This window comes from Sphingobium wenxiniae (assembly GCF_007830065.1).
In the GTDB taxonomy this organism is placed as follows: domain Bacteria; phylum Pseudomonadota; class Alphaproteobacteria; order Sphingomonadales; family Sphingomonadaceae; genus Sphingobium; species Sphingobium wenxiniae.
On the sequence record NZ_VLKK01000007.1, the window covers coordinates 180,336 to 197,577 of the forward strand.

General features: G+C 65.2%; 18 protein-coding genes and 1 pseudogene. 11 read left to right on the forward strand and 8 right to left on the reverse strand.

Going from position 1 to position 17,242, the window contains the following annotated elements; translation table 11 throughout:
- Window positions 1–59 precede the first annotated feature (59 nt).
- From flgG to IQ35_RS11565, 8 genes are all read left to right on the forward strand, one after another.
- On the forward strand, window positions 60–848 hold the full coding sequence (gene flgG, locus IQ35_RS11530; protein ID WP_145073657.1) for a flagellar basal-body rod protein FlgG: 789 nt from the start codon (window positions 60–62) through the stop codon (window positions 846–848).
- Window positions 849–856: 8 nt separating this feature from the next.
- Window positions 857–1,528 carry a flagellar basal body L-ring protein FlgH gene (locus IQ35_RS11535; protein ID WP_021244559.1) on the forward strand — a complete coding sequence of 224 codons (672 nt, stop codon included), beginning with the start codon at window positions 857–859 and terminating at the stop codon, window positions 1,526–1,528.
- Between the two features lie 14 nt (window positions 1,529–1,542).
- Window positions 1,543–2,661 (forward strand): flagellar basal body P-ring protein FlgI, encoded by a 1,119-nt coding sequence (locus tag IQ35_RS11540; protein WP_051187122.1) that lies wholly within the window; start codon window positions 1,543–1,545, stop codon window positions 2,659–2,661.
- Window positions 2,661–2,972: a rod-binding protein gene (locus IQ35_RS11545; RefSeq protein ID WP_145073658.1), complete on the forward strand. Its 312-nt coding sequence runs from the start codon at window positions 2,661–2,663 to the stop codon at window positions 2,970–2,972. The genes IQ35_RS11540 and IQ35_RS11545 overlap by 1 nt, the downstream gene beginning before the upstream one ends.
- Window positions 2,969–4,309 carry a flagellar hook-associated protein FlgK gene (gene flgK / locus IQ35_RS11550; protein ID WP_145073659.1) on the forward strand — a complete coding sequence of 447 codons (1,341 nt, stop codon included), beginning with the start codon at window positions 2,969–2,971 and terminating at the stop codon, window positions 4,307–4,309. Before IQ35_RS11545 ends, flgK begins: the two co-directional genes overlap by 4 nt.
- A 17-nt stretch (window positions 4,310–4,326) precedes the next feature.
- Entirely contained in the window at window positions 4,327–5,172 is an 846-nt protein-coding gene (locus tag IQ35_RS11555) for a flagellin (RefSeq protein WP_021244555.1), read from the forward strand.
- A 120-nt stretch (window positions 5,173–5,292) separates the two neighbouring features.
- Entirely contained in the window at window positions 5,293–6,156 is an 864-nt protein-coding gene (gene motA / locus IQ35_RS11560) for a flagellar motor stator protein MotA (RefSeq protein WP_021244554.1), read from the forward strand.
- Between the two features lie 3 nt (window positions 6,157–6,159).
- A complete protein-coding gene (locus tag IQ35_RS11565; protein ID WP_145073660.1) occupies window positions 6,160–7,212 on the forward strand; it encodes a flagellar motor protein MotB in 1,053 nt (350 codons plus the stop codon).
- A 218-nt stretch (window positions 7,213–7,430) separates the two neighbouring features.
- Here IQ35_RS11565 and IQ35_RS11570 read toward each other — a convergent pair whose 3' ends face one another.
- The 6 genes from IQ35_RS11570 to ung all read right to left on the reverse strand — a co-directional run bounded on the left by IQ35_RS11570 (window position 7,431) and on the right by ung (window position 12,583).
- Complete coding sequence (locus IQ35_RS11570; RefSeq protein ID WP_145073661.1) at window positions 7,431–8,771, reverse strand: ATP-binding protein; 1,341 nt, start codon at window positions 8,769–8,771, stop codon at window positions 7,431–7,433.
- The gene (locus tag IQ35_RS11575) at window positions 8,768–9,487 is read right to left on the reverse strand and encodes a response regulator (RefSeq protein ID WP_145073662.1); all 720 of its coding nucleotides are present in this window, start codon (window positions 9,485–9,487) and stop codon (window positions 8,768–8,770) included. The genes IQ35_RS11570 and IQ35_RS11575 overlap by 4 nt, the downstream gene beginning before the upstream one ends.
- A 78-nt stretch (window positions 9,488–9,565) precedes the next feature.
- Window positions 9,566–10,201: an EF-hand domain-containing protein gene (locus IQ35_RS11580; protein ID WP_145073663.1), complete on the reverse strand. Its 636-nt coding sequence runs from the start codon at window positions 10,199–10,201 to the stop codon at window positions 9,566–9,568.
- Window positions 10,202–10,337: 136 nt separating this feature from the next.
- On the reverse strand, window positions 10,338–11,567 hold the full coding sequence (locus tag IQ35_RS11585) for an argininosuccinate synthase (RefSeq protein WP_021244549.1): 1,230 nt from the start codon (window positions 11,565–11,567) through the stop codon (window positions 10,338–10,340).
- A gap of 109 nt (window positions 11,568–11,676) precedes the next feature.
- Window positions 11,677–11,871, reverse strand: coding sequence for a DUF4169 family protein (locus IQ35_RS11590; protein ID WP_021244548.1), 195 nt, complete (start codon window positions 11,869–11,871; stop codon window positions 11,677–11,679).
- Window position 11,872: 1 nt separating this feature from the next.
- On the reverse strand, window positions 11,873–12,583 hold the full coding sequence (gene ung / locus IQ35_RS11595) for a uracil-DNA glycosylase (protein ID WP_021244547.1): 711 nt from the start codon (window positions 12,581–12,583) through the stop codon (window positions 11,873–11,875).
- 93 nt (window positions 12,584–12,676) lie between these two features.
- Between ung and IQ35_RS11600 the strand changes: the two genes are divergently transcribed.
- The 3 genes and pseudogenes from IQ35_RS11600 (at window position 12,677) to IQ35_RS11610 (ending at window position 15,226) form a co-directional block, all read left to right on the forward strand.
- Complete coding sequence (locus IQ35_RS11600) at window positions 12,677–13,681, forward strand: serine hydrolase (protein ID WP_145073706.1); 1,005 nt, start codon at window positions 12,677–12,679, stop codon at window positions 13,679–13,681.
- Between the two features lie 58 nt (window positions 13,682–13,739).
- Window positions 13,740–14,110, forward strand: a pseudogene (locus IQ35_RS11605) (Mpo1-like protein).
- A gap of 48 nt (window positions 14,111–14,158) precedes the next feature.
- The gene (locus IQ35_RS11610; RefSeq protein ID WP_145073664.1) at window positions 14,159–15,226 is read left to right on the forward strand and encodes a GNAT family N-acetyltransferase; all 1,068 of its coding nucleotides are present in this window, start codon (window positions 14,159–14,161) and stop codon (window positions 15,224–15,226) included.
- Here the strand turns inward: IQ35_RS11610 and IQ35_RS11615 are convergent.
- Together IQ35_RS11615 and IQ35_RS11620 are read right to left on the reverse strand one after the other, a co-directional pair.
- Complete coding sequence (locus tag IQ35_RS11615; RefSeq protein ID WP_021244543.1) at window positions 15,204–16,082, reverse strand: cupin-like domain-containing protein; 879 nt, start codon at window positions 16,080–16,082, stop codon at window positions 15,204–15,206. The two genes, IQ35_RS11610 and IQ35_RS11615, sit on opposite strands and share 23 nt — an antisense overlap.
- Window positions 16,079–17,209, reverse strand: coding sequence for a GNAT family N-acetyltransferase (locus IQ35_RS11620; RefSeq protein WP_145073665.1), 1,131 nt, complete (start codon window positions 17,207–17,209; stop codon window positions 16,079–16,081). Before IQ35_RS11620 ends, IQ35_RS11615 begins: the two co-directional genes overlap by 4 nt.
- Between the last annotated feature and the right edge of the window lie 33 nt (window positions 17,210–17,242).

Sequence of the window (17,242 nt, forward strand, 5' to 3'; positions counted from 1 at the left end):
GAACCTTGCTTTTCAACAGGCAGGACTGAGCCGATACGGCTCCACGGAGACAAGAGACGATGACCAACGCAGCCCTTCATGTCGCCCGCACCGGCCTTGACGCGCAGAACACGAAGATGCGCGTGATCGCCAACAACCTGGCGAACGTCAACACGACCGGCTTCAAGCGCGACCGCGCCGATTTCGAAACCCTCGCCTATCAGCAGATGGTGGCGGCGGGCGCGAACTCCGACACGGAAAACAAGTTCGCGACCGGCCTCAACCTCGGCTCCGGCGTCTCGATGCAGGGGACCAGCAAGATCAACACGCAGGGCACGTTGCAGGAAACCGGCAACGCGCTCGACATGGCGATCGAGGGCGCGGGCTTCTTTCAGGTGCAGCGGCCCGACGGCTCCATCGCCTATACCCGCGCGGGCAATTTCACGACCACGGCCGAAGGCGTCGTCGTCACCAGCGACGGCCTGCCGCTGATCCCGCAGATCACCGTGCCCGAAGGCACGACCGGCCTCACCATCGGCAATGACGGCACCGTCTCCGCCACCTTGCAGGGCCAGACGGAAGCGACCCAGCTCGGCCAGATCGAACTTGCCAGTTTCATGAACGCGTCCGGCCTCCAGCCGATCGGCGGCAACATGCTGCTCGAAACGGCGGCCAGCGGCACGCCGCAGGTCGGCGTCGCGGGCCTGGATGGGCGCGGCGCGATCCGCTCCGGCAATCTCGAAACCTCGAACGTCAATGTGGTCGAGGAGCTGGTCGACATGATCGAAACCCAGCGCGCCTATGAGGTCAATTCCAAGATGATCAAGGCGACCGACGAGATGCTCCAATATGTAAACCAGCAGTTGTGAGCCGGTTGATGCGCGCCCTTTCCGCCTCCATCGCCGCCCTGTCGCTGATCGCTTCCCCCGCCATCGCGGGCAAGAAGCAGCGCGAGGAGGAACGGCAATATTACGCCCCCACGGTCGTGGCGCAGCCCGCCGCGCCCGCCGCCAACGGCTCGATCTTTCAGGCGTCGATGGGCTACACGCCGCTCACCAGCGGGGCGCGCGCGACCAGCGTGGGCGACATCATCACCATCGTCCTGGTCGAACGCACGCAGGCGACCAAGAGCAACAGCGCCGACACCAGCCGCAACGGCAATATCGGCCTGACCCCGCCCACCACCGGCGTGCTCTCCAAGCTCTTCTCCGCCAGCGACGTCGCCATGGGCGGCCAGAGCGGCTTCACCGGCAAGGGCAACGCGACCCAGTCCAACGCCCTCAATGGCGAGATCACCGTGACCATCGCGGCGGTCTATCCCAACGGCACGATGCTGGTGAAGGGCGAAAAGGCCCTGACCCTCAATCGCGGCGACGAATTCATCCAGATCAGCGGCCTGGTCCGTCAGGCGGACATCAGCCCGGACAACCGCATCGCCTCCACCCGCGTGGCCGACGCGAAGATCATCTATACCGGCAAGGGCGAAATCGCCCGCGCCAGCCGTCAGGGCTGGCTGCAACGCTTCTTCTCGATGATCAGCCCCTTCTGATGGAGATTTCCAACATGTCCAATCTCCTACAGCCGCTGCGAACAATCGTTCTCTTCGCCATCTCATTCATGACTTTGCTCGCCGTCCCCGCCCATGCGGAACGGATCAAGGACCTCGGCACCTTCCAGGGCGTGCGCCCGAACCAGCTCACCGGCTACGGCATCGTGGTGGGCCTCGCGGGCACGGGCGACGACAGCCTCGACTATGCGACGCAGGGCATGAAGGGCGTCGTCTCGCGCTTCGGCCTCACGCTGCCGCAGGGCGTCAACCCGGCGCTCAAGAACGCGGCGGCGGTGCTCGTCACCGCCGACCTCCCCGCCTTCGCCAAGCCCGGCCAGCGCCTCGACGTCACCGTCTCCGCGCTCGGCAAGGCCAAGTCGCTGCGCGGCGGCACGCTCATCATGACGCCCCTGCGCGGCGCGGATAACGAGATCTACGCCATGGCGCAGGGCAACCTCGCCGTCGGCGGCCTCGGCGTCTCCGGCGCGGACGGCAGCCAGGTGTCGGTCAACGTCCCTTCCGCCGGGCGCATCCCCAGCGGCGCGACCGTCGAGCGCGCGGTCGCGACCGGCTTCGACACCGCGCCGACGCTCACCTTCAATCTGGCGGAAGCCGACCTCACCACCGCGCTGCGCGTGGCGGACGGCATCAACCGCACCTTCGGCGACCAGCGCGCCCGCGCCATGGACGCCGTCTCGGTCGCCATCAGCGCCGCGCCCGGCGCGGAAGACCGCATCATGATGATGGGCATGATCGAGAATATCGAAGTCTCGCCCGCCGACGCGCCCGCCCGCGTCATCGTCAACGCCCGCACCGGCACCGTGGTCATCAACGGCGCGGTCAAGATCCATCCCGCCGCCGTGGCGCACGGAAAACTGACCGTCTCCGTCAACGAAGCCCCCCGTGTCGTCCAACCCGCCCCCTTCTCGCGCGGGCAGACTGCGGTGGAGCAATCCAGTTCGATCCAGATCGACGAACAGAAAAAACCGATGGTCAATTTTAAAGGTGGCGCGTCTCTGGCCGATATAGTGAAGGCGGTCAACGCCATCGGGGCTTCTCCCGCCGACATGGTCGCGATCCTCGAAGCCTTGAAACAGGCGGGCGCGATGAAAGCTGATCTGGTGGTGTTGTGATGCAGATTTCGACCGTTACAGGAACCTCCGCCTCCAATGGCGGGACTGCGGACAAAACCGCGCTGCAAAAGGCGGCGCAGCAGTTCGAGGCCATTTTCCTGCGCCAGATGATCGGCGCGATGCGCTCCTCCAGCATGGGGGATGGCCTGCTCGACACCAGCGCGTCGGATCAGTTCCGCGACATGGCCGACGCCCGCACCGCCGACAGCATGGCGCAAAAGGGCAGCCTTGGCATTGCCGAGCTGCTGCTGAGCCAGTTCGGCGGCAAGGCGCAGCCGCCCGCCACTCCCACACAGGATAAGAGCCCATGAGCGACCTCTTCGTCATCGGCGCGTCCGGCACGCGGGCCTATCGCGCCGCGATGGGGGCCGTGTCGGAAAATATCGCCAACGCCAACACCGACGGCTATTCGCGCCGCTCGGTGACGACGATTGAATCCGGCGCTTCGACCGCCACCATGGCCTTGTACATTTCAAGGGCCAATTTCGGCGGCACGCAGATCGCCGGCGTCAATCGCGCCACCGATCCCTATCTGGACACGGCGGTGCGCCTGACCGGCATGGCGCTGGGCAGTTCGACCGCGCGGATGCGCTGGCTGACCGATACCGAAACCGCGCTCAACGATACCGACACCGGCATCGGCAAGCTGATGACCGGCATGTTCCAGAACATGGACAAGCTGGCCGCCAGCCCCGGCGACACGTCGCTGCGGGTGACGACGCTGGACAGCATCAGCCGTGTGGCCGAAGCCTTCCGCCAGACCGCCGCGGAACTTGGCAGCGCCTCCACCGGCATCGCGACCGAAGCGCAGGCGTCGGTCGCGAACATCAACATCGCCCTCGACCAGCTCGCCAATATCAACGGCAGCCTGCTGCGGGCGCAGCCGGGCACCTCCGCTTATGCCCAGTTGCTCGACAGCCGGGACGCGGCGTTGCAGCAGCTTTCGGAAAACCTGAACGTCGACATCAGCTTCGGCGCGCATGATTCGGTGCAGATCAGCTTCAACGGGCAAACGCTCGTGCAGGGCGACGCCGCGACGAAGGTGGCGGTCAGCGCCAACCCCAATGGCACGCTCGCCTTCGCGACCAGCGGCGGCACCGCGCTCACCGCGCCCGCCAACGGAACGCTGGGCGGCCTGTTCTCCGCCGCGCAGACCGTCACCGACCGGCGCGCAAGTCTCGACACTCTCGCCCAGCAGTTCGTGAGCGACATGAACGCCTGGCACGCGCAGGGACTGACCACGACGACTCCCAGCACGGCTGGCGCTCCGCTGCTCAGTGGCACCAGCGCCGCCAATATGACGGCGCTCATCACCGATCCGGCGGCGCTGGCCACGAAGTCCGCGGACGGAACGCTGAACGGCAATCTCCTGACCGTGCAAACCACCCTGCGCGGCAATGGCAGCGTGGAGCAGAACTGGACCGCGCTGATCGCGACCCACGCCAATCTGCTGACCGCCACCAAGGCCGAACAGACCACCGCGCAGGGCCGCGCCGATCAGGCCGTCGCCGCGCGTGAGGCGGTGAGCGGCGTGGACCTCGATATGGAAGCCGCCGATCTGCTGCGCCTTCAGCAAGCCTTTTCGGGCTGCGCGAAGATATTGCAGGTCGCCAAGGAAACCGTCGATTCCATCCTGAAGCTCATCTGAACCGGAAAGCCCTGACCATGGTTGGCATCACCAACAAGACCCTGACCGCCGAAATCCGCCGCCAGCAGCAGCTTTCGCAGAGCATCATCGCGGGTCAGGCCGCCATTTCCTCCGGCGTGACGCTGACCAAGCCGTCCGACAACGCCCTTGCCTGGGTGCAGGTGTCCGACATCGGCCGCGCACAGGCGCAGCAGGCCGCATGGCAGGCCAATGTCGGCTATGGCACGACCCGCGCCTCCAATGCCGAATCCAATCTGGAGGAGATCAACAATCTGCTGGTCCGGGCGCAGGATCTCGTGACCTCGGCGCGCAACGGTTCGCTCAACGACACCAGCCGCGGCGCCATCGTCGAGGAATTGAAGACCATCCGCACCACCATTGGCGAACTGCTGAACCAGAAGGATTATCAGGGCGTGCCCATATTCGACGACGGACAAAGCACGCTCGTCCCGGTCAGCCGGGGCCTCAACCTCGCGGTCGTGGGCACGCGCCAACAAGTATCCGAAGGCATCGACGTCGACGGCACAGCCATGTCCATTGAAGACATATTGAACCAGAGCATCACCGCCGTCACCAGCGGCAGCGACAGCGATATCGGCACGGCGCTCGACAGCATCCAGGCGGGCCAGAGCCATATTATCGTCGAACTGGCGAAGCAGGGCGTCCGGTCCGACCGGCTCGATGTGGTGGGCACGCGCCTCACCAATGTCGATCTGGACCTGACCGAACGGCGCTCGACGCTGGAATCGACCGATCTCGCGGAGGTCTTCTCCTCGGTTCAGGCTAAGCTGCTGCAACTCAATGCGGCCCAATCGGCCTTCGCGCGCATCAACAAGCAGACCTTGTTCGACCTGATCGGCTGATCGGAAAAAAGGGCGCACGTCCTAAACCGAACGCTAACCAGTCCGTATTAACCAATAAGCCGGCGCCCACGGAATGCTGGCGAGGTTGGCGCCTTCGGGCAGAATTTTTCGGGGATATTCATGTTCGCAATCATCGGCCTCGTCGTCCTGCTCGTCATGGTGTTCGGTGGGTTCATCTTCACCGGCGGCGATATCGGCCCGGTTCTGCATGCCCTTCCCCATGAAATGCTGATCATCGGCGGCGCGGCGGTCGGCGCGCTCATCATCGGCAATTCGGGCGCGGACCTTAAGGCGCTGGGCGGCGGCGTCGGCAAGGTGTTCAAGGGGCCGAAATACAAGAAGCAGGATTTCCTCGACTGCATCTTCCTGGTCAGCCGCCTGATGAAAACGCTGCGCGTCGAGGGGCCGGTCGCACTGGAACCGCATATCGAGGACCCCGCCAGCTCCACCATCTTCACCGAATATCCGCGCCTGATGGGCGACAAGACGCTGATCCATCTCATCAGCGATACGCTGCGGCTGGTCGTCGTGTCTTCGGGCACGCTCGATCCCCATGCGGTCGAGGAGGTCATGGATAATGCGCTCAAAACCCATCATCATGAAGCGCTGAAGCCCGCCGACAACTTGCAAGGGCTGGCCGACGCCCTCCCCGCGCTCGGCATCGTGGCGGCGGTTCTGGGCGTCGTGAAGACCATGGGCGCGATCGACCAGCCGCCCGCCATCCTGGGCGCGATGATCGGTTCGGCGCTGGTCGGCACCTTTCTGGGCGTGTTGCTCGCCTATGGCATGGTCAATCCATTCGCCAACCGCTGCCGCAGCGTGATCGAGGCGGACGGGGCCATGTATCATGTCGTCAAGCAGATCATTATCGCTTCGCTTCACGGCCATCCCCAGCCGCTCGTCATCGAAGCCGCGCGGTCCAGCCTCACCCATGCGAACCAGCCGGCCTTCGCCGAAGTGTTCGACGGCATGCGGGGCAAATAAGCCATGGCGGAAAAGAAACGCGGCGCGAACGAGCCTGAACCACGGCCGATCATCGTCAAGAAGATCGTCGTCGAAGGGCATGGCGGCCATCATGGCGGCGCATGGAAGGTCGCCTATGCCGACTTCGTGACGGCGATGATGGCTTTCTTCCTGCTGATGTGGCTGCTGGGCGCGACCACGGAAAAGCAGCGCAAGGCGCTGGCCGACTATTTCACGCCGACGCTGGTCGAATTGAAGATGGGATCGGCGGGCGCGACCGGCCTGCTGGGCGGCGACAGCCTGATGGGCAAGGAAAATTACCCGACCACCGGCGGTCAGGGCAACATGTCCATCACCATCCCCCGCGACGCGACCGGGACGAAGGATCAGGGCGGCAAGGCCATGAAGGCGGCCGACCGCGCCAAGTTCGAATCCCTCAAGAAGGAGCTGGAAGCGCGCATGACGCGCCGAGGTATGCAGAATCTCCGCAAGAATGTCCGCTTCACCGAAACGCGCGAGGGGCTTCGCATCGACCTGATCGACGAGGCGGATTTCGCGATGTTCTCGATGGGCACTGATCGGCTGCTGTCGCAGGCGCGCGCGCTGGTGGGCGAAGTCGCCAAGGTGCTGGAGACGATGCCCAACCCGCTGATCGTGCGCGGCCATACCGATGGCCTGCCCTATGCGGCGGGGCGGACGATGAACAACTGGATGCTGTCCTCCGCCCGCGCCGAAGCGACCCGCAAGGCTTTGTCCGACGAAGGGATCGGCAATGGCCGCTTCGCCCGGATCGAGGGCGTGGCCGACCGCGAGCCTTTCGTGAAGGGCGATGCCTACGACCCGCGCAACCGGCGCATGTCGATCGTCCTGGGCTGGACGGGCGGCGCGGAAACGTCCGACGCCGACGAAGCGAATGACGCGGAAACCAAAGCCGCCATCGAGGAGCGGGACAATCCCCTGCGCGTAGCGCGCGAACAGGCGCTACGGCTCAACATGGGCGGCACGGGCCTGCCCGCAGGCGCGAATCTCATCAATCCGACGGCCGCAAGCACATCCAGCAAACCCGGCAAGCATTGATGAAGCGTGGCTTTGAAGGGCGACGCGGGCAGAGACGCTCCGGACAGCGCCACAGCATGGCGGCGCTGTAGGACAGCGTTGGATCAGACTGGTTTGGGTGGAACGCAGATGTTGCGTAGGCCCTCTTCTTCCATTCCAGCGAAAGCTGGGATGACGGACATTGAATGGAGGAAAATGGCCGAAAACCGCCGCCAGATTACGCCATGATCACATGAAACCTAGCCCGGCAGGATCAGGCTCGCCTCCAGCCCGCCTTCCGCGCGGTTGGCGAGGCGCAGCGAGCCGCCATGCTCGGTCATGATCGCCCGCACCAGCGCGAGGCCCAGCCCCGCCCCGCCGGTATCGCGGTTGCGCGATCCTTCCAGCCGGGTGAAAGGCTCCATCATCTCCTCCATGCGATCTTCGGCGATGCCGGGACCGTCATCCGCCACGATCAGACGGATCGCCCCGTCTTCGCGCGCCACCGACACATGCGCCCGCTCGCCATAGACGGTGGCGTTCTCGATCAGGTTGCGGAGCGCGCGGCGGATCTGCTGCGGGCGCACATTGCCCACGGCCCGCTCGCTGTCCGCCATGCCGACGGGCGATCCCAACTCCAGGAAATCCTCCACCACCGCGTCCGCCAGCGCGGACAGGTCGACCTTCTGCATCGGCTCGCTGCTGCGCCCCGCGCGGGCAAGCGACAATATGTCGTCCAGCATCCGGTTCATCTCGTCGATCGTTTCGGACATGCGGGCGCGCTCGCCTTCATCCTCCACCGATTCTGCGCGCACGCGCAGGGAGGCGAGCGGGGTGCGAAGGTCATGCCCGATCGCGCCCAGCATCCGGTCTTTCTCGTCCAGCATGAGGAAGATACGCGAGCGCATGGCGTTGAAGGCCGTCGTCAACTGGCGCACATCGCCCGGCCCCCGTTCATCCACCGGATCGGCGGCGCCGGTGCGGGCAAACTGCTCCGCCGAACGGGTCAGTTGCCCCAGAGGACGGGCAAGGCGGCGGCCCACCCACAGCAGGGGCAGCAGCACGATGACATAAAGGATGCCGGTCTGCGCAATCAGCCAGCCGCCGAAACGCTGCGGCCGGCTCCCCGTCCGAATCTGGGTGCTGACCCATTTGCCCGGTTCATATTCGACCGCCATCACCAGCCGTCCGACCGTGTGCATGACGGAACCGCCCCCACCCTCATGCCTCCGGAATCGTTCCCACCGGCGCATCGGAAGCCGTTCATTGTCCTGCACCACATGAATGGAACGGACATTCAGCCCGATATCCTCGAACATGGCCGCCGCGCGATTCTCCACATCGGCGCGGCGCTGTCCGTTCAGGGGCGGGGGATTGTCGGCAAAACGCGCGCGCGGCCTGTCATCGCCGCGCCTTTCGCCCCGATTGTCGAGCGCATCGGCGATGCGATAGACGCCCGGCGCGGTCTGGCTGGTCAGATCCAGCCGGTTCCGTTCCTGCAACAGCAGCGCGAAATTGATCGCCTGCGCCACGAACAGCGCGATGGCGACCAGCAGGATGATCTGCCCCACCAGACTGCGGGGCCACAGCCGCCACCTCACAGCTTGCGCACCTCCGCCGACAGGGTATAGCCGCCGCCCCACACCGTCTTGATGAGCGTCGGGTTCCGGGGGTCCGGCTCGATCTTCTTGCGCAGGCGGCTGATCTGGTTGTCGATGGCGCGGTCGAAGGCGTTGGCTTCGCGCCCCTGCGTGATGTCGAGCAACTGGTCGCGGCTCAGCACCTGATTGGGCCGGGTCGCGAACGCCATCATCAGATTATATTCCGCCGTCGACAGCGGCAGCGCCACGCCCTCGGCATCCACCAGCGTGCGCTCCTGCGTCTTGAGCAGCCATCCGGCAAAAGCATAGGTCGCGCCGTCGGGAGCCGTCACCCGCTGGCCGCCGGTGGCGACGCGGCGGAAGATCACCTTGATCCGCGCCACCAGTTCGCGCGGGGAGAAGGGCTTCAGCACATAGTCGTCCGCGCCCATTTCCAGCCCTACGATGCGGTCCGTCTCCTCCGACCTGGCGGTCAGCAGGATCACGGGAATCTCGCTCGTCTCACGGATATGGCGGCACAACGAGAGGCCGTCCTCACCCGGCATCATGATGTCGAGCACCACCAGGTCGATCGCGTTGGCATTGAGCCGCACCCGCGCTTCCGCCGCGCTTTCGACGGCGGTGACACGAAAACCGTTGCGCGTCAGATATTGCGCCAGCGGCTCGCGGATCGAACGCTCGTCATCGACGAGCAGCAAATGGGGTCGTTCGCTCATGTTTCAGGCTTCTGTCACGGCTGGGAAGAGAGGGAAAGGGTGAAGGCAAACTGCCCCGCCCTTCCCATATTGTGCGTGTCAGTCGGCGGGCGTGTCTGCGGCAGGCGCAGAATCCGATCCCTTACGGTCCTGCCACGCCTTCCGCATGGCCTGATGCGCGGCCTTCATCTCCTCGGCGGTGACAGTGCCGTCCTTGTTCGCGTCGGCCCGGTCGAACATCGCCACGCCGCGCGCCACGAACTGCTCACGCGTGACGGGACCAGCCTGCGCGCCGTCCGGTCCAGCTTTCATGCCCTTGCCGAAGCCGCGATGATGGCGGCCGCCCCAATGACGTCCATCCGGCCCGCCGGGCTTGCCCGCCTCGGCGCTGCGATCAGGCTTGGCGGTGAATTCGGCCTTGCTGATCTGGCCGTTCTTGTCGGTGTCAAGCTGCGCGAAGCGGGCTTCCTGCCGCTGCTGGCGGCGCAGTTCCCAGTCCTCCTTGCTCAGCTTGCCATCCTTGTTGGCGTCCATCTTCGCAAAGCGCGCTTCGAGAGAGGCGGTCAGTTCCGCCTTGGTGAGATTGCCGTCCTTATTGGCATCGGCCATCATCATCATGCCGCCGCGCGGACCGCCGCGACCGGGGCCGTCCTGCGCCGCAGCGATGTGCGAAGCGGCAAGGCCCCCTGTCAACAAAGCGCCAGCGGCCACCGTCATCATGAACTTGCGGATCATGTCAGTCTTCCTTCCAAATGTCTGCCACGAACGGCGAAGGCCGTCCCTGGAAACGCTTATCGGCAAGACTTGTCCCGCAACTATGTCATGTCACGGAATAAAATGTCGCAATGTGTAACGGCGAGACGCCGAAATCTCAGCGATCCCGGCGGCCCAGCAGACGCAGCCGCAGCGCATTGAGCTTGATGAAGCCCGCCGCGTCGCGCTGGTCATAGGCGCCCGCATCGTCCTCGAACGTCACGACCTTCTCACTGTAGAGCGAATAAGGCGACTTGCGGCCCACGACATAGACCCCGCCCTTGTAGAGCTTGAGGCGGACGGTGCCCGTCACCTTCTCCTGGCTGTGGTCGATGGCGGCCTGCAGCATCTCCCGCTCCGGCGAGAACCAGAAGCCGTTATAGATCAGCTCGGCATATTTGGGCGCGAGTTCGTCCTTCAGATGCGCCGCGCCGCGGTCCAGCGTCACCTGTTCGATGCCGCGATGGGCAAGGTGATAGATAGTCCCGCCCGGCGTTTCATACATGCCGCGCGACTTCATGCCGACGAAGCGGTTCTCGACCAGATCGAGCCGGCCGATGCCATGCTTGCGGCCATAGTCGTTGAGCGTCTCCAGCAGCGTCGCGGGCGACATGCCCACGCCGTTGATCGCCACGCCGTCGCCGCGCTCAAAATCAATGGTGATATATTCCGGCGCGTCGGGCGCGTCCTCCGGGTTCACCGTGCGCGAATAGACATAATCGGGCGTTTCGTCCCACGGATCTTCCAGAACCTTCCCCTCGGACGAGGTATGGAGCATGTTCGCGTCGGTCGAAAACGGGCTTTCCCCCCGCTTGTCGCGCGGGATTGGGATCTGATGCTTTTCGGCGAACTCGATGAGCTTCGTGCGGCTGGTCAGGTCCCATTCGCGCCAGGGCGCGATCACCTTGATATCGGGCTGCAGCGCATAATAGCCAAGCTCGAAGCGGACCTGATCATTGCCCTTGCCGGTCGCGCCGTGGGACACGGCGTCCGCACCGACCTGCTTCGCGATCTCGATCTGCCGCTTGGCGATCAACGGACGGGCGATGGACGTGCCCAACAGATACAACCCTTCATAGAGCGCATTGGCGCGCATCATCGGGAACACATAATCCTTCACGAATTCCTCGCGCAGGTCGTCGATGAAGATATGCTCTTCCCTGACGCCCATCAGCCGGGCCTTGGCGCGCGCGGGTTCCAGTTCCTCGCCCTGCCCCAAGTCGGCCGTGAAGGTCACGACCTCGCAATTATAAGTCTGTTGCAGCCATTTCAGGATCACGCTGGTGTCGAGCCCGCCGGAAAAGGCGAGGACGATGCGATTGATCTTGTCGGGATGGGAAGCGGACATGGACGAAACGACCTTCCTTGGAACTGGCCTTGAACGGGTGCGAATTACCGGCGGGCCGGTATCAGGCACAGGCCCTCAACGCAACCGCATCCATGCCCGGCGCGTGGATTCAGGGCGTGTCCGGCATGTCCTTATCCCGCCGCGCCCCGTCCAGCGCGCGAACCCGGCGGGCCTCCTGCGCTTCCGCTTCCAACCGCTCCGCCTTGCTGCGCCCGAATTTCGCGCGGTTGGCCTGCGCCAGCCGCTCCTTCTCGCCCCGCGCCTTCGTCTTGCGCGCCTGCCGCAGGTTGATGACGTTGCTCATCTCATCGCTCACCCGAAGCTGCCGCCGTTCCTTCCGGCAAGGCCCAGTCGATCGCGCCGCGCCCCTTCTCCTCCAGAAAAGCGTTAGCGCGCGAAAAATGCCGGCAGCCCAGAAAGCCGTTATGCGCCGAGAGCGGCGAGGGATGCGCGGCCTTCAACACCAGATGTTTCGACGGATCGACGAACGCGGCCTTACGCTGGGCAGAGGCGCCCCACAGCAGGAAGACGACCGGCTCCTCCTTCTGGTTGACCAGCCGGATGATGGCGTCGGTGAACTGTTCCCACCCCTTGCCCTGATGCGAAGCGGCGCGGCCCATTTCGACGGTCAGCACGCTGTTGAGCAGCAGCACCCCCTGCCGTGCCCAATGCTCCAGGAATCCGTGGCGCGGCGGCGCGATGCCCAGATCGCTGTTCAACTCCTTGTAGATATTGATCAGCGAAGGCGGCGTCCGCACGCCCGGCTTCACGCTGAAGCACAGCCCATGCGCCTGCCCCTCGCCATGATAGGGGTCCTGACCCAATATCACGACCTTCACCTTGTCCAGCGGCGTCAGGTCGAGCGCGCGGAAATATTCGCCGCCCTTGGGGAATATGCGCTTCCCGTTGGATTTCTCTCCCTCCAGAAAGCGCTTCAGCGCCTGCATATAGGCGCTCTGGAATTCGCCGAGCAGCGGCTCCCGCCAACTTTCATGCAGCTTGATGGTGTCATTCATAATTTCGGGTGATGAACCGGCCCGCAATCCCCTGTCAACCGTGCGGGTCCAAAGCCTCTTGCCTCGGGCGGCGGGATGGAGGAGAGAATGGCCATGCCGCTTTCCCGCACTTTTGGCGCTATGCTTGCCGCCCTTGGCCTGTTCTTCGCCCCGCTGCCCACGGCGGATGCTTTCGGCCCGGTCAAAGGCGCTTCGCAGCAAACCGCCGAAGAGCGCCTGCTTGCTCAATTCCAGAGCTTTGCCGCGCTGAGCGACGGCACCGTGGGTATCGCCGTGCAGGACCTGTCGACAGGGGAGGAGCAATCGCTCAACGGCGACACGCTGTTTCCCATGGCCAGCACCTACAAGGTCGCCGTGGCGGGCAAGATCCTGTCGATGGCGGACGCGGGCGTCCTCGCCTTGCAGGATCAGGTGCCGCTCGGCCCGGCCTTGCTCGCCAAGGCCCGCTCCGTCCATGACCTCATCGACCTGATGCTGACCCATAGCGACAATGACGCGACCGATGCCCTGGTCGCGCGCGCGGGCGGCCCCGCCGCCGTCGACGGCTGGGTCAAGGCGTTGGGCGTCAAGGCGCTGCGCGTGGACAGCGATACCGCGCACCTGCTCTATCGCGCCATGGGCATCAGCCCCGCCGCGGGCAGCTTCCGCCGGAACGCGGCCGCCGCGCTGGAGGCGGATTTGACCTTGCGCGAACGCGATGCGCGCGACATGCCGAACATCGCCTTCACGCTCGATCCGCGCGATACCGCCACCCCGCGCGCGATGAACGCGCTGCTTGCCGCCATCCAGCTTGGCAAGGCGCTCAAACCGGCCAGCACCGTCTATCTGCTGGGCATGATGGAACGCTGCCATACGGGCAAGGCGCGGCTCAAGGGCATGTTGCCGCCCGGCGCGCGGATCGCGCACAAGACGGGATCGCTCAACGGCTATGGCGGCGACGTCGGGATCGTCACCCTGTCCGACGGGCGGATGTTCGCGATCTCCGTATTCGTGATGAAGGATTACAGGGGGCGGGAAACGCGCGATCGCATCATGGCGCAGGCCGCCCGCGCCGCTTATGATTATTTCCTCTTCGCTCCTGCCCGGCGCACGGCCTGACGCAAGCGGCTTAACATCGGCGCTCGCCGCGGCTACCGTCGGGTCAGAGAGGTGCGAGGTGAATGGATTTACCTGCTTCCGCGAATTCTGGCCCTACTATCTGCAAGAACATGCGCGCCCCGGCACGCGCGCGCTGCATTATGTCGGCACCACGCTGGTGATCGCGCTGACGATAGGCGCATTGCTCCTGGCTGAGCGGTGGTGGTGGCTGCTGGCCGCCATTCCGGTTGCCGGCTATGGCTTTGCATGGGCGGCCATAGCCTGATCGAGCGAAACAGGCCGGCGACCTTCCACTATCCCTTCTGGTCCCTGCGCGCCGATTTCCGCATGTGGTATCGGTTCCTGACCGGGCGCATGGGGCACGATCTGGCGGTAGCCGGCGTGCGGCCGGACGGTTCGATCGATCCCGTCCGGCGGCTCCATCCCTGACATCGCCCTATCCGCTTGACCATGGCCGCGCCTTTGCCACAAGGGGGCATGACCCTACGCGCGCATTTCCTCCCCCTGCCCGACAGAACGACACTCGAAGCGCGCTGGCGGGCGCTGGAAGCGCGGTCGGAGGCGTCCTTCTTTCTCGGCTGGACATGGATCGGCGCATGGCTCGACGCCTATGACGTGCGGCCGGAGCTTCTGGCGGTCATCGACGGGGATCAGGACGTCGCGCTGGCGCTCGTCGGCCATGCGATGACGCCGCGCCTGCTGGGGCGAACGGCCACGCTCTGCCTCAATCAGGCAGGCCATGGCGTCGTCGACCGCCCCTTCATCGAATATAACGGCCTGCTCACACAAACCGGCCGGGAAGCGCCCGCCGCACAGGCCGTCCTGTCGGCCCTCGCGGCCCGTCGCGACTGGCGCGTGATGCATCTGGCGGGCGTCGCGCCGGGATCGGCGCTGCTGGACCTGCCGGCGCACCGCCGGACGAAGCTGGATGACTCCCCGGTCTATCAGGTCGATCTTGAAGCCGTGCGCGCGGCCGGAGGGGATTATCTCTCGCTGCTCAGCGCCAACACGCGCGGCCAGATCCGCCGCGCCGTCAGGGAACATGGCAATGCGCTTCCTGCCGTCACCCGGGCCGCCCACGCCGACATCGGACCCTGGCTGGACGAGATGCACAGGCTCAACCGGGGCCGCCATGCGGACAATGCCTGGGACGACGACGCCTTCCGCCATTTCGCCGCCGTCATCGCCGGGCGCGGACTGGAGGGGGGAGAGGTCGAATTGCTGCGGTTCACCGGCGCGGACGGCCCGGTCGGATTGCTCCTCAATTTCATCCATCGCGGCGTGGCGCTGAATTATCAGTCCGCCTTCGCTGCCCCCCGTTCCGCCAAGGACAAGCCGGGCCTGCTGTGCCATGCGGCAGCCGTCGGCGACTATGCGGCGCGCGGTTTCCGGCTCTATTCGCTGCTCGCGGGCAAGGACCGATACAAGCAGAGCCTCGCCACCTGCGAGGAGCGCCTCGAATGGTGGGCGCTCGAACGCTTCTCTCCGCGCCTGGAGGCCGAAGCCGCCCTGCGCCGCCTGCTCAGGCGCCCAATTTCCGCATGAGGCGATAGACGAAGCGCCGTGCCCTCTGCTTTTCCGGCTGCGGCGTGATTTTGCCGACCGGCATTTTCCAGCGGCGAAGCAAAGCGTTGAAGCTGTGCAATTCTCCCTCCGCGACGCTGCGTTCCGACCGCCATGTGATTGACAGGCTGATCGAAACGTCCGGACCGTTCCGCACGAAATGCGGCGCTTTCACCGGCACATGGATGGCGTCGCCCGGCTCCAGCAGAAGGGGAACGCCGCGCGCCATGAATGCATCGCGCCATTCCAGATTGCGGTGGCCGCCCTTGTGGAAATCCTCGCTCTTGCATGGAGGCACCAACTCTTCGTCGCGGGCGGGAAACACCGTCATCGTCTTGCTCCCGCGAATCTGGAGCAGGATGTTATGCTCCGGGTCCATGTGGAAAGGCGTGACGCTGCCGGGGGAGGACAGGAAAATGAACGCTTCCCGATGCAGCATCGGCCCCGTCCACCGCGCGACCAGCGGTTCCAGCTCCGCCAGCGCCTGATCCAGCAGCGCGCCATAGGCCGCATCGCGCTCCACATTCTTCAGCACGGCCCAACTGCCGTTGGTTTCTATGGTCCGGATCGTCTCGCCCAGCGTCAGGCCGTTGGACGGCGTCTCGTCCGGCCGCACGCCAAGCGGCAATGCGCCCAGATTATATTCCACGCTGCCCGCCGGCATCCGTTCGGCCAGATCGGCCAGCGCGGCCGGTTCCAGCAGCGGATGGCCGGCAAGATCATGGACAAGCGCCGCCGCCCGATCGGGATAGGCGGCGGTGAAAGCCACGCGCGCGCTGTCGGGGAATATCCGGGCCATCGTTTCTTTCCCCGGCGTGATCGAACCCTGGGCGGTCATGCCTGTCCTTTCATGATCTGGCTTATCCGTTCGACTCCGGTGGCGAGCGCGAAAGCCGCCGCCCGCTGAAACCGCTTGAAGCCGCTCCCGTGCAGGGCGATCCGATATTGCACGATCGTCCGCCGCTCCGCCCACAGGCTGTCGATCATCGGGTGATCGACGGCGGCGCAGCTATCCATCCATGCCATGTCGGGATCGCCCTGCACCGCATGGAGATTGGCGATCTCGATCAATATGCCGGGCGAAAAGCGGCCCAGCGCCTCGTCAAAGGCGATCTTGAAGGAAAAGGCTCCTTCGCCATGGCGGAAATTGACGAGCATGGCGATGGCGCGCCCGTCCATATCCATCCGCAGGAAATGCAGCCGCCCCGCATCGAAGGCGGCGGCGCAGGCCGCGCGGAAAAACGCCTCGTCCGCCTTCTTGCAGGCCAGCGCGGTTCCTTGGCGTCCCTTCCACCCCGATGCTTCGAGTGTCAGGAAATCCTGGCACCAGACCGGCAAGTCCGCCGCGCAGGCCAGCAGGTGGGTTTCCACCTGCCCCAGTTCCGCCAGCCGCTTTTGCAGACGGCGCAATTCCTTGCGCTTCTTGGCGCGGACATGGGTTTCCCAATATTCGTCGGCGGACAGATCGGATCGCAGCATCGCGCGGTCGTAGCGATGGATTTCCCGGCGCCCCCGTCCCTGTTCGACGCATAGAGCCTCCAACGCCGCGGCATTGGCGCCCGCCGCGTCCAGACATTCCAGATGCAGGAAACCCGGCGCCCAATCGGCGGCGTCGAGCTGCGCCAGGAAACTGCGCCATGCGGCGACCTCATGCCCCTGCCGGACGATGGGCGCGCCGAAGAAACAATGGTCGTGCATCCAGTTGACCACGCAGGAAACCGGCAAGCGCCCATGGCTCGACGCCGTGACCACCGGCAAAAGGCCGATGGAGCGGCCGTCCTCCTGCGCCTCGATCAGGCGCACGCCATGCCCCGCCGCGAGGTGATCCAGCGCGGCGCCCAGCATGTCGGGCGCATAAAATGCGTTCGCTTCCGCCGCCGCGCCCGCCAGGTCGGCCCAGCGCGCGCGGCGCAAGGGCGCATGGGGATAGCCTGCCGGCACGGAAGGATGCGTTGCCATATCCATGCCCCTGCTCATAGAATGGAATGATTAGGGAAT

What these genes read in the sequence shown, in the direction of transcription:
- flgG (WP_145073657.1), top strand. Translation starts at nt 60, where the DNA reads ATGACCAACGCAGCCCTTCATGTCGCCCGCACCGGCCTTGACGCGCAG.
- IQ35_RS11535 (WP_021244559.1), top strand. Translation starts at nt 857, where the DNA reads ATGCGCGCCCTTTCCGCCTCCATCGCCGCCCTGTCGCTGATCGCTTCC.
- IQ35_RS11540 (WP_051187122.1), top strand. Translation starts at nt 1,543, where the DNA reads ATGTCCAATCTCCTACAGCCGCTGCGAACAATCGTTCTCTTCGCCATC.
- IQ35_RS11545 (WP_145073658.1), top strand. Translation starts at nt 2,661, where the DNA reads ATGCAGATTTCGACCGTTACAGGAACCTCCGCCTCCAATGGCGGGACT.
- flgK (WP_145073659.1), top strand. Translation starts at nt 2,969, where the DNA reads ATGAGCGACCTCTTCGTCATCGGCGCGTCCGGCACGCGGGCCTATCGC.
- IQ35_RS11555 (WP_021244555.1), top strand. Translation starts at nt 4,327, where the DNA reads ATGGTTGGCATCACCAACAAGACCCTGACCGCCGAAATCCGCCGCCAG.
- motA (WP_021244554.1), top strand. Translation starts at nt 5,293, where the DNA reads ATGTTCGCAATCATCGGCCTCGTCGTCCTGCTCGTCATGGTGTTCGGT.
- IQ35_RS11565 (WP_145073660.1), top strand. Translation starts at nt 6,160, where the DNA reads ATGGCGGAAAAGAAACGCGGCGCGAACGAGCCTGAACCACGGCCGATC.
- IQ35_RS11575 (WP_145073662.1), bottom strand. Translation starts at nt 9,487, where the DNA reads ATGAGCGAACGACCCCATTTGCTGCTCGTCGATGACGAGCGTTCGATC.
- IQ35_RS11580 (WP_145073663.1), bottom strand. Translation starts at nt 10,201, where the DNA reads ATGATCCGCAAGTTCATGATGACGGTGGCCGCTGGCGCTTTGTTGACA.
- IQ35_RS11585 (WP_021244549.1), bottom strand. Translation starts at nt 11,567, where the DNA reads ATGTCCGCTTCCCATCCCGACAAGATCAATCGCATCGTCCTCGCCTTT.
- IQ35_RS11590 (WP_021244548.1), bottom strand. Translation starts at nt 11,871, where the DNA reads ATGAGCAACGTCATCAACCTGCGGCAGGCGCGCAAGACGAAGGCGCGG.
- ung (WP_021244547.1), bottom strand. Translation starts at nt 12,583, where the DNA reads ATGAATGACACCATCAAGCTGCATGAAAGTTGGCGGGAGCCGCTGCTC.
- IQ35_RS11600 (WP_145073706.1), top strand. Translation starts at nt 12,677, where the DNA reads ATGCCGCTTTCCCGCACTTTTGGCGCTATGCTTGCCGCCCTTGGCCTG.
- IQ35_RS11610 (WP_145073664.1), top strand. Translation starts at nt 14,159, where the DNA reads ATGACCCTACGCGCGCATTTCCTCCCCCTGCCCGACAGAACGACACTC.
- IQ35_RS11615 (WP_021244543.1), bottom strand. Translation starts at nt 16,082, where the DNA reads ATGACCGCCCAGGGTTCGATCACGCCGGGGAAAGAAACGATGGCCCGG.
- IQ35_RS11620 (WP_145073665.1), bottom strand. Translation starts at nt 17,209, where the DNA reads ATGGATATGGCAACGCATCCTTCCGTGCCGGCAGGCTATCCCCATGCG.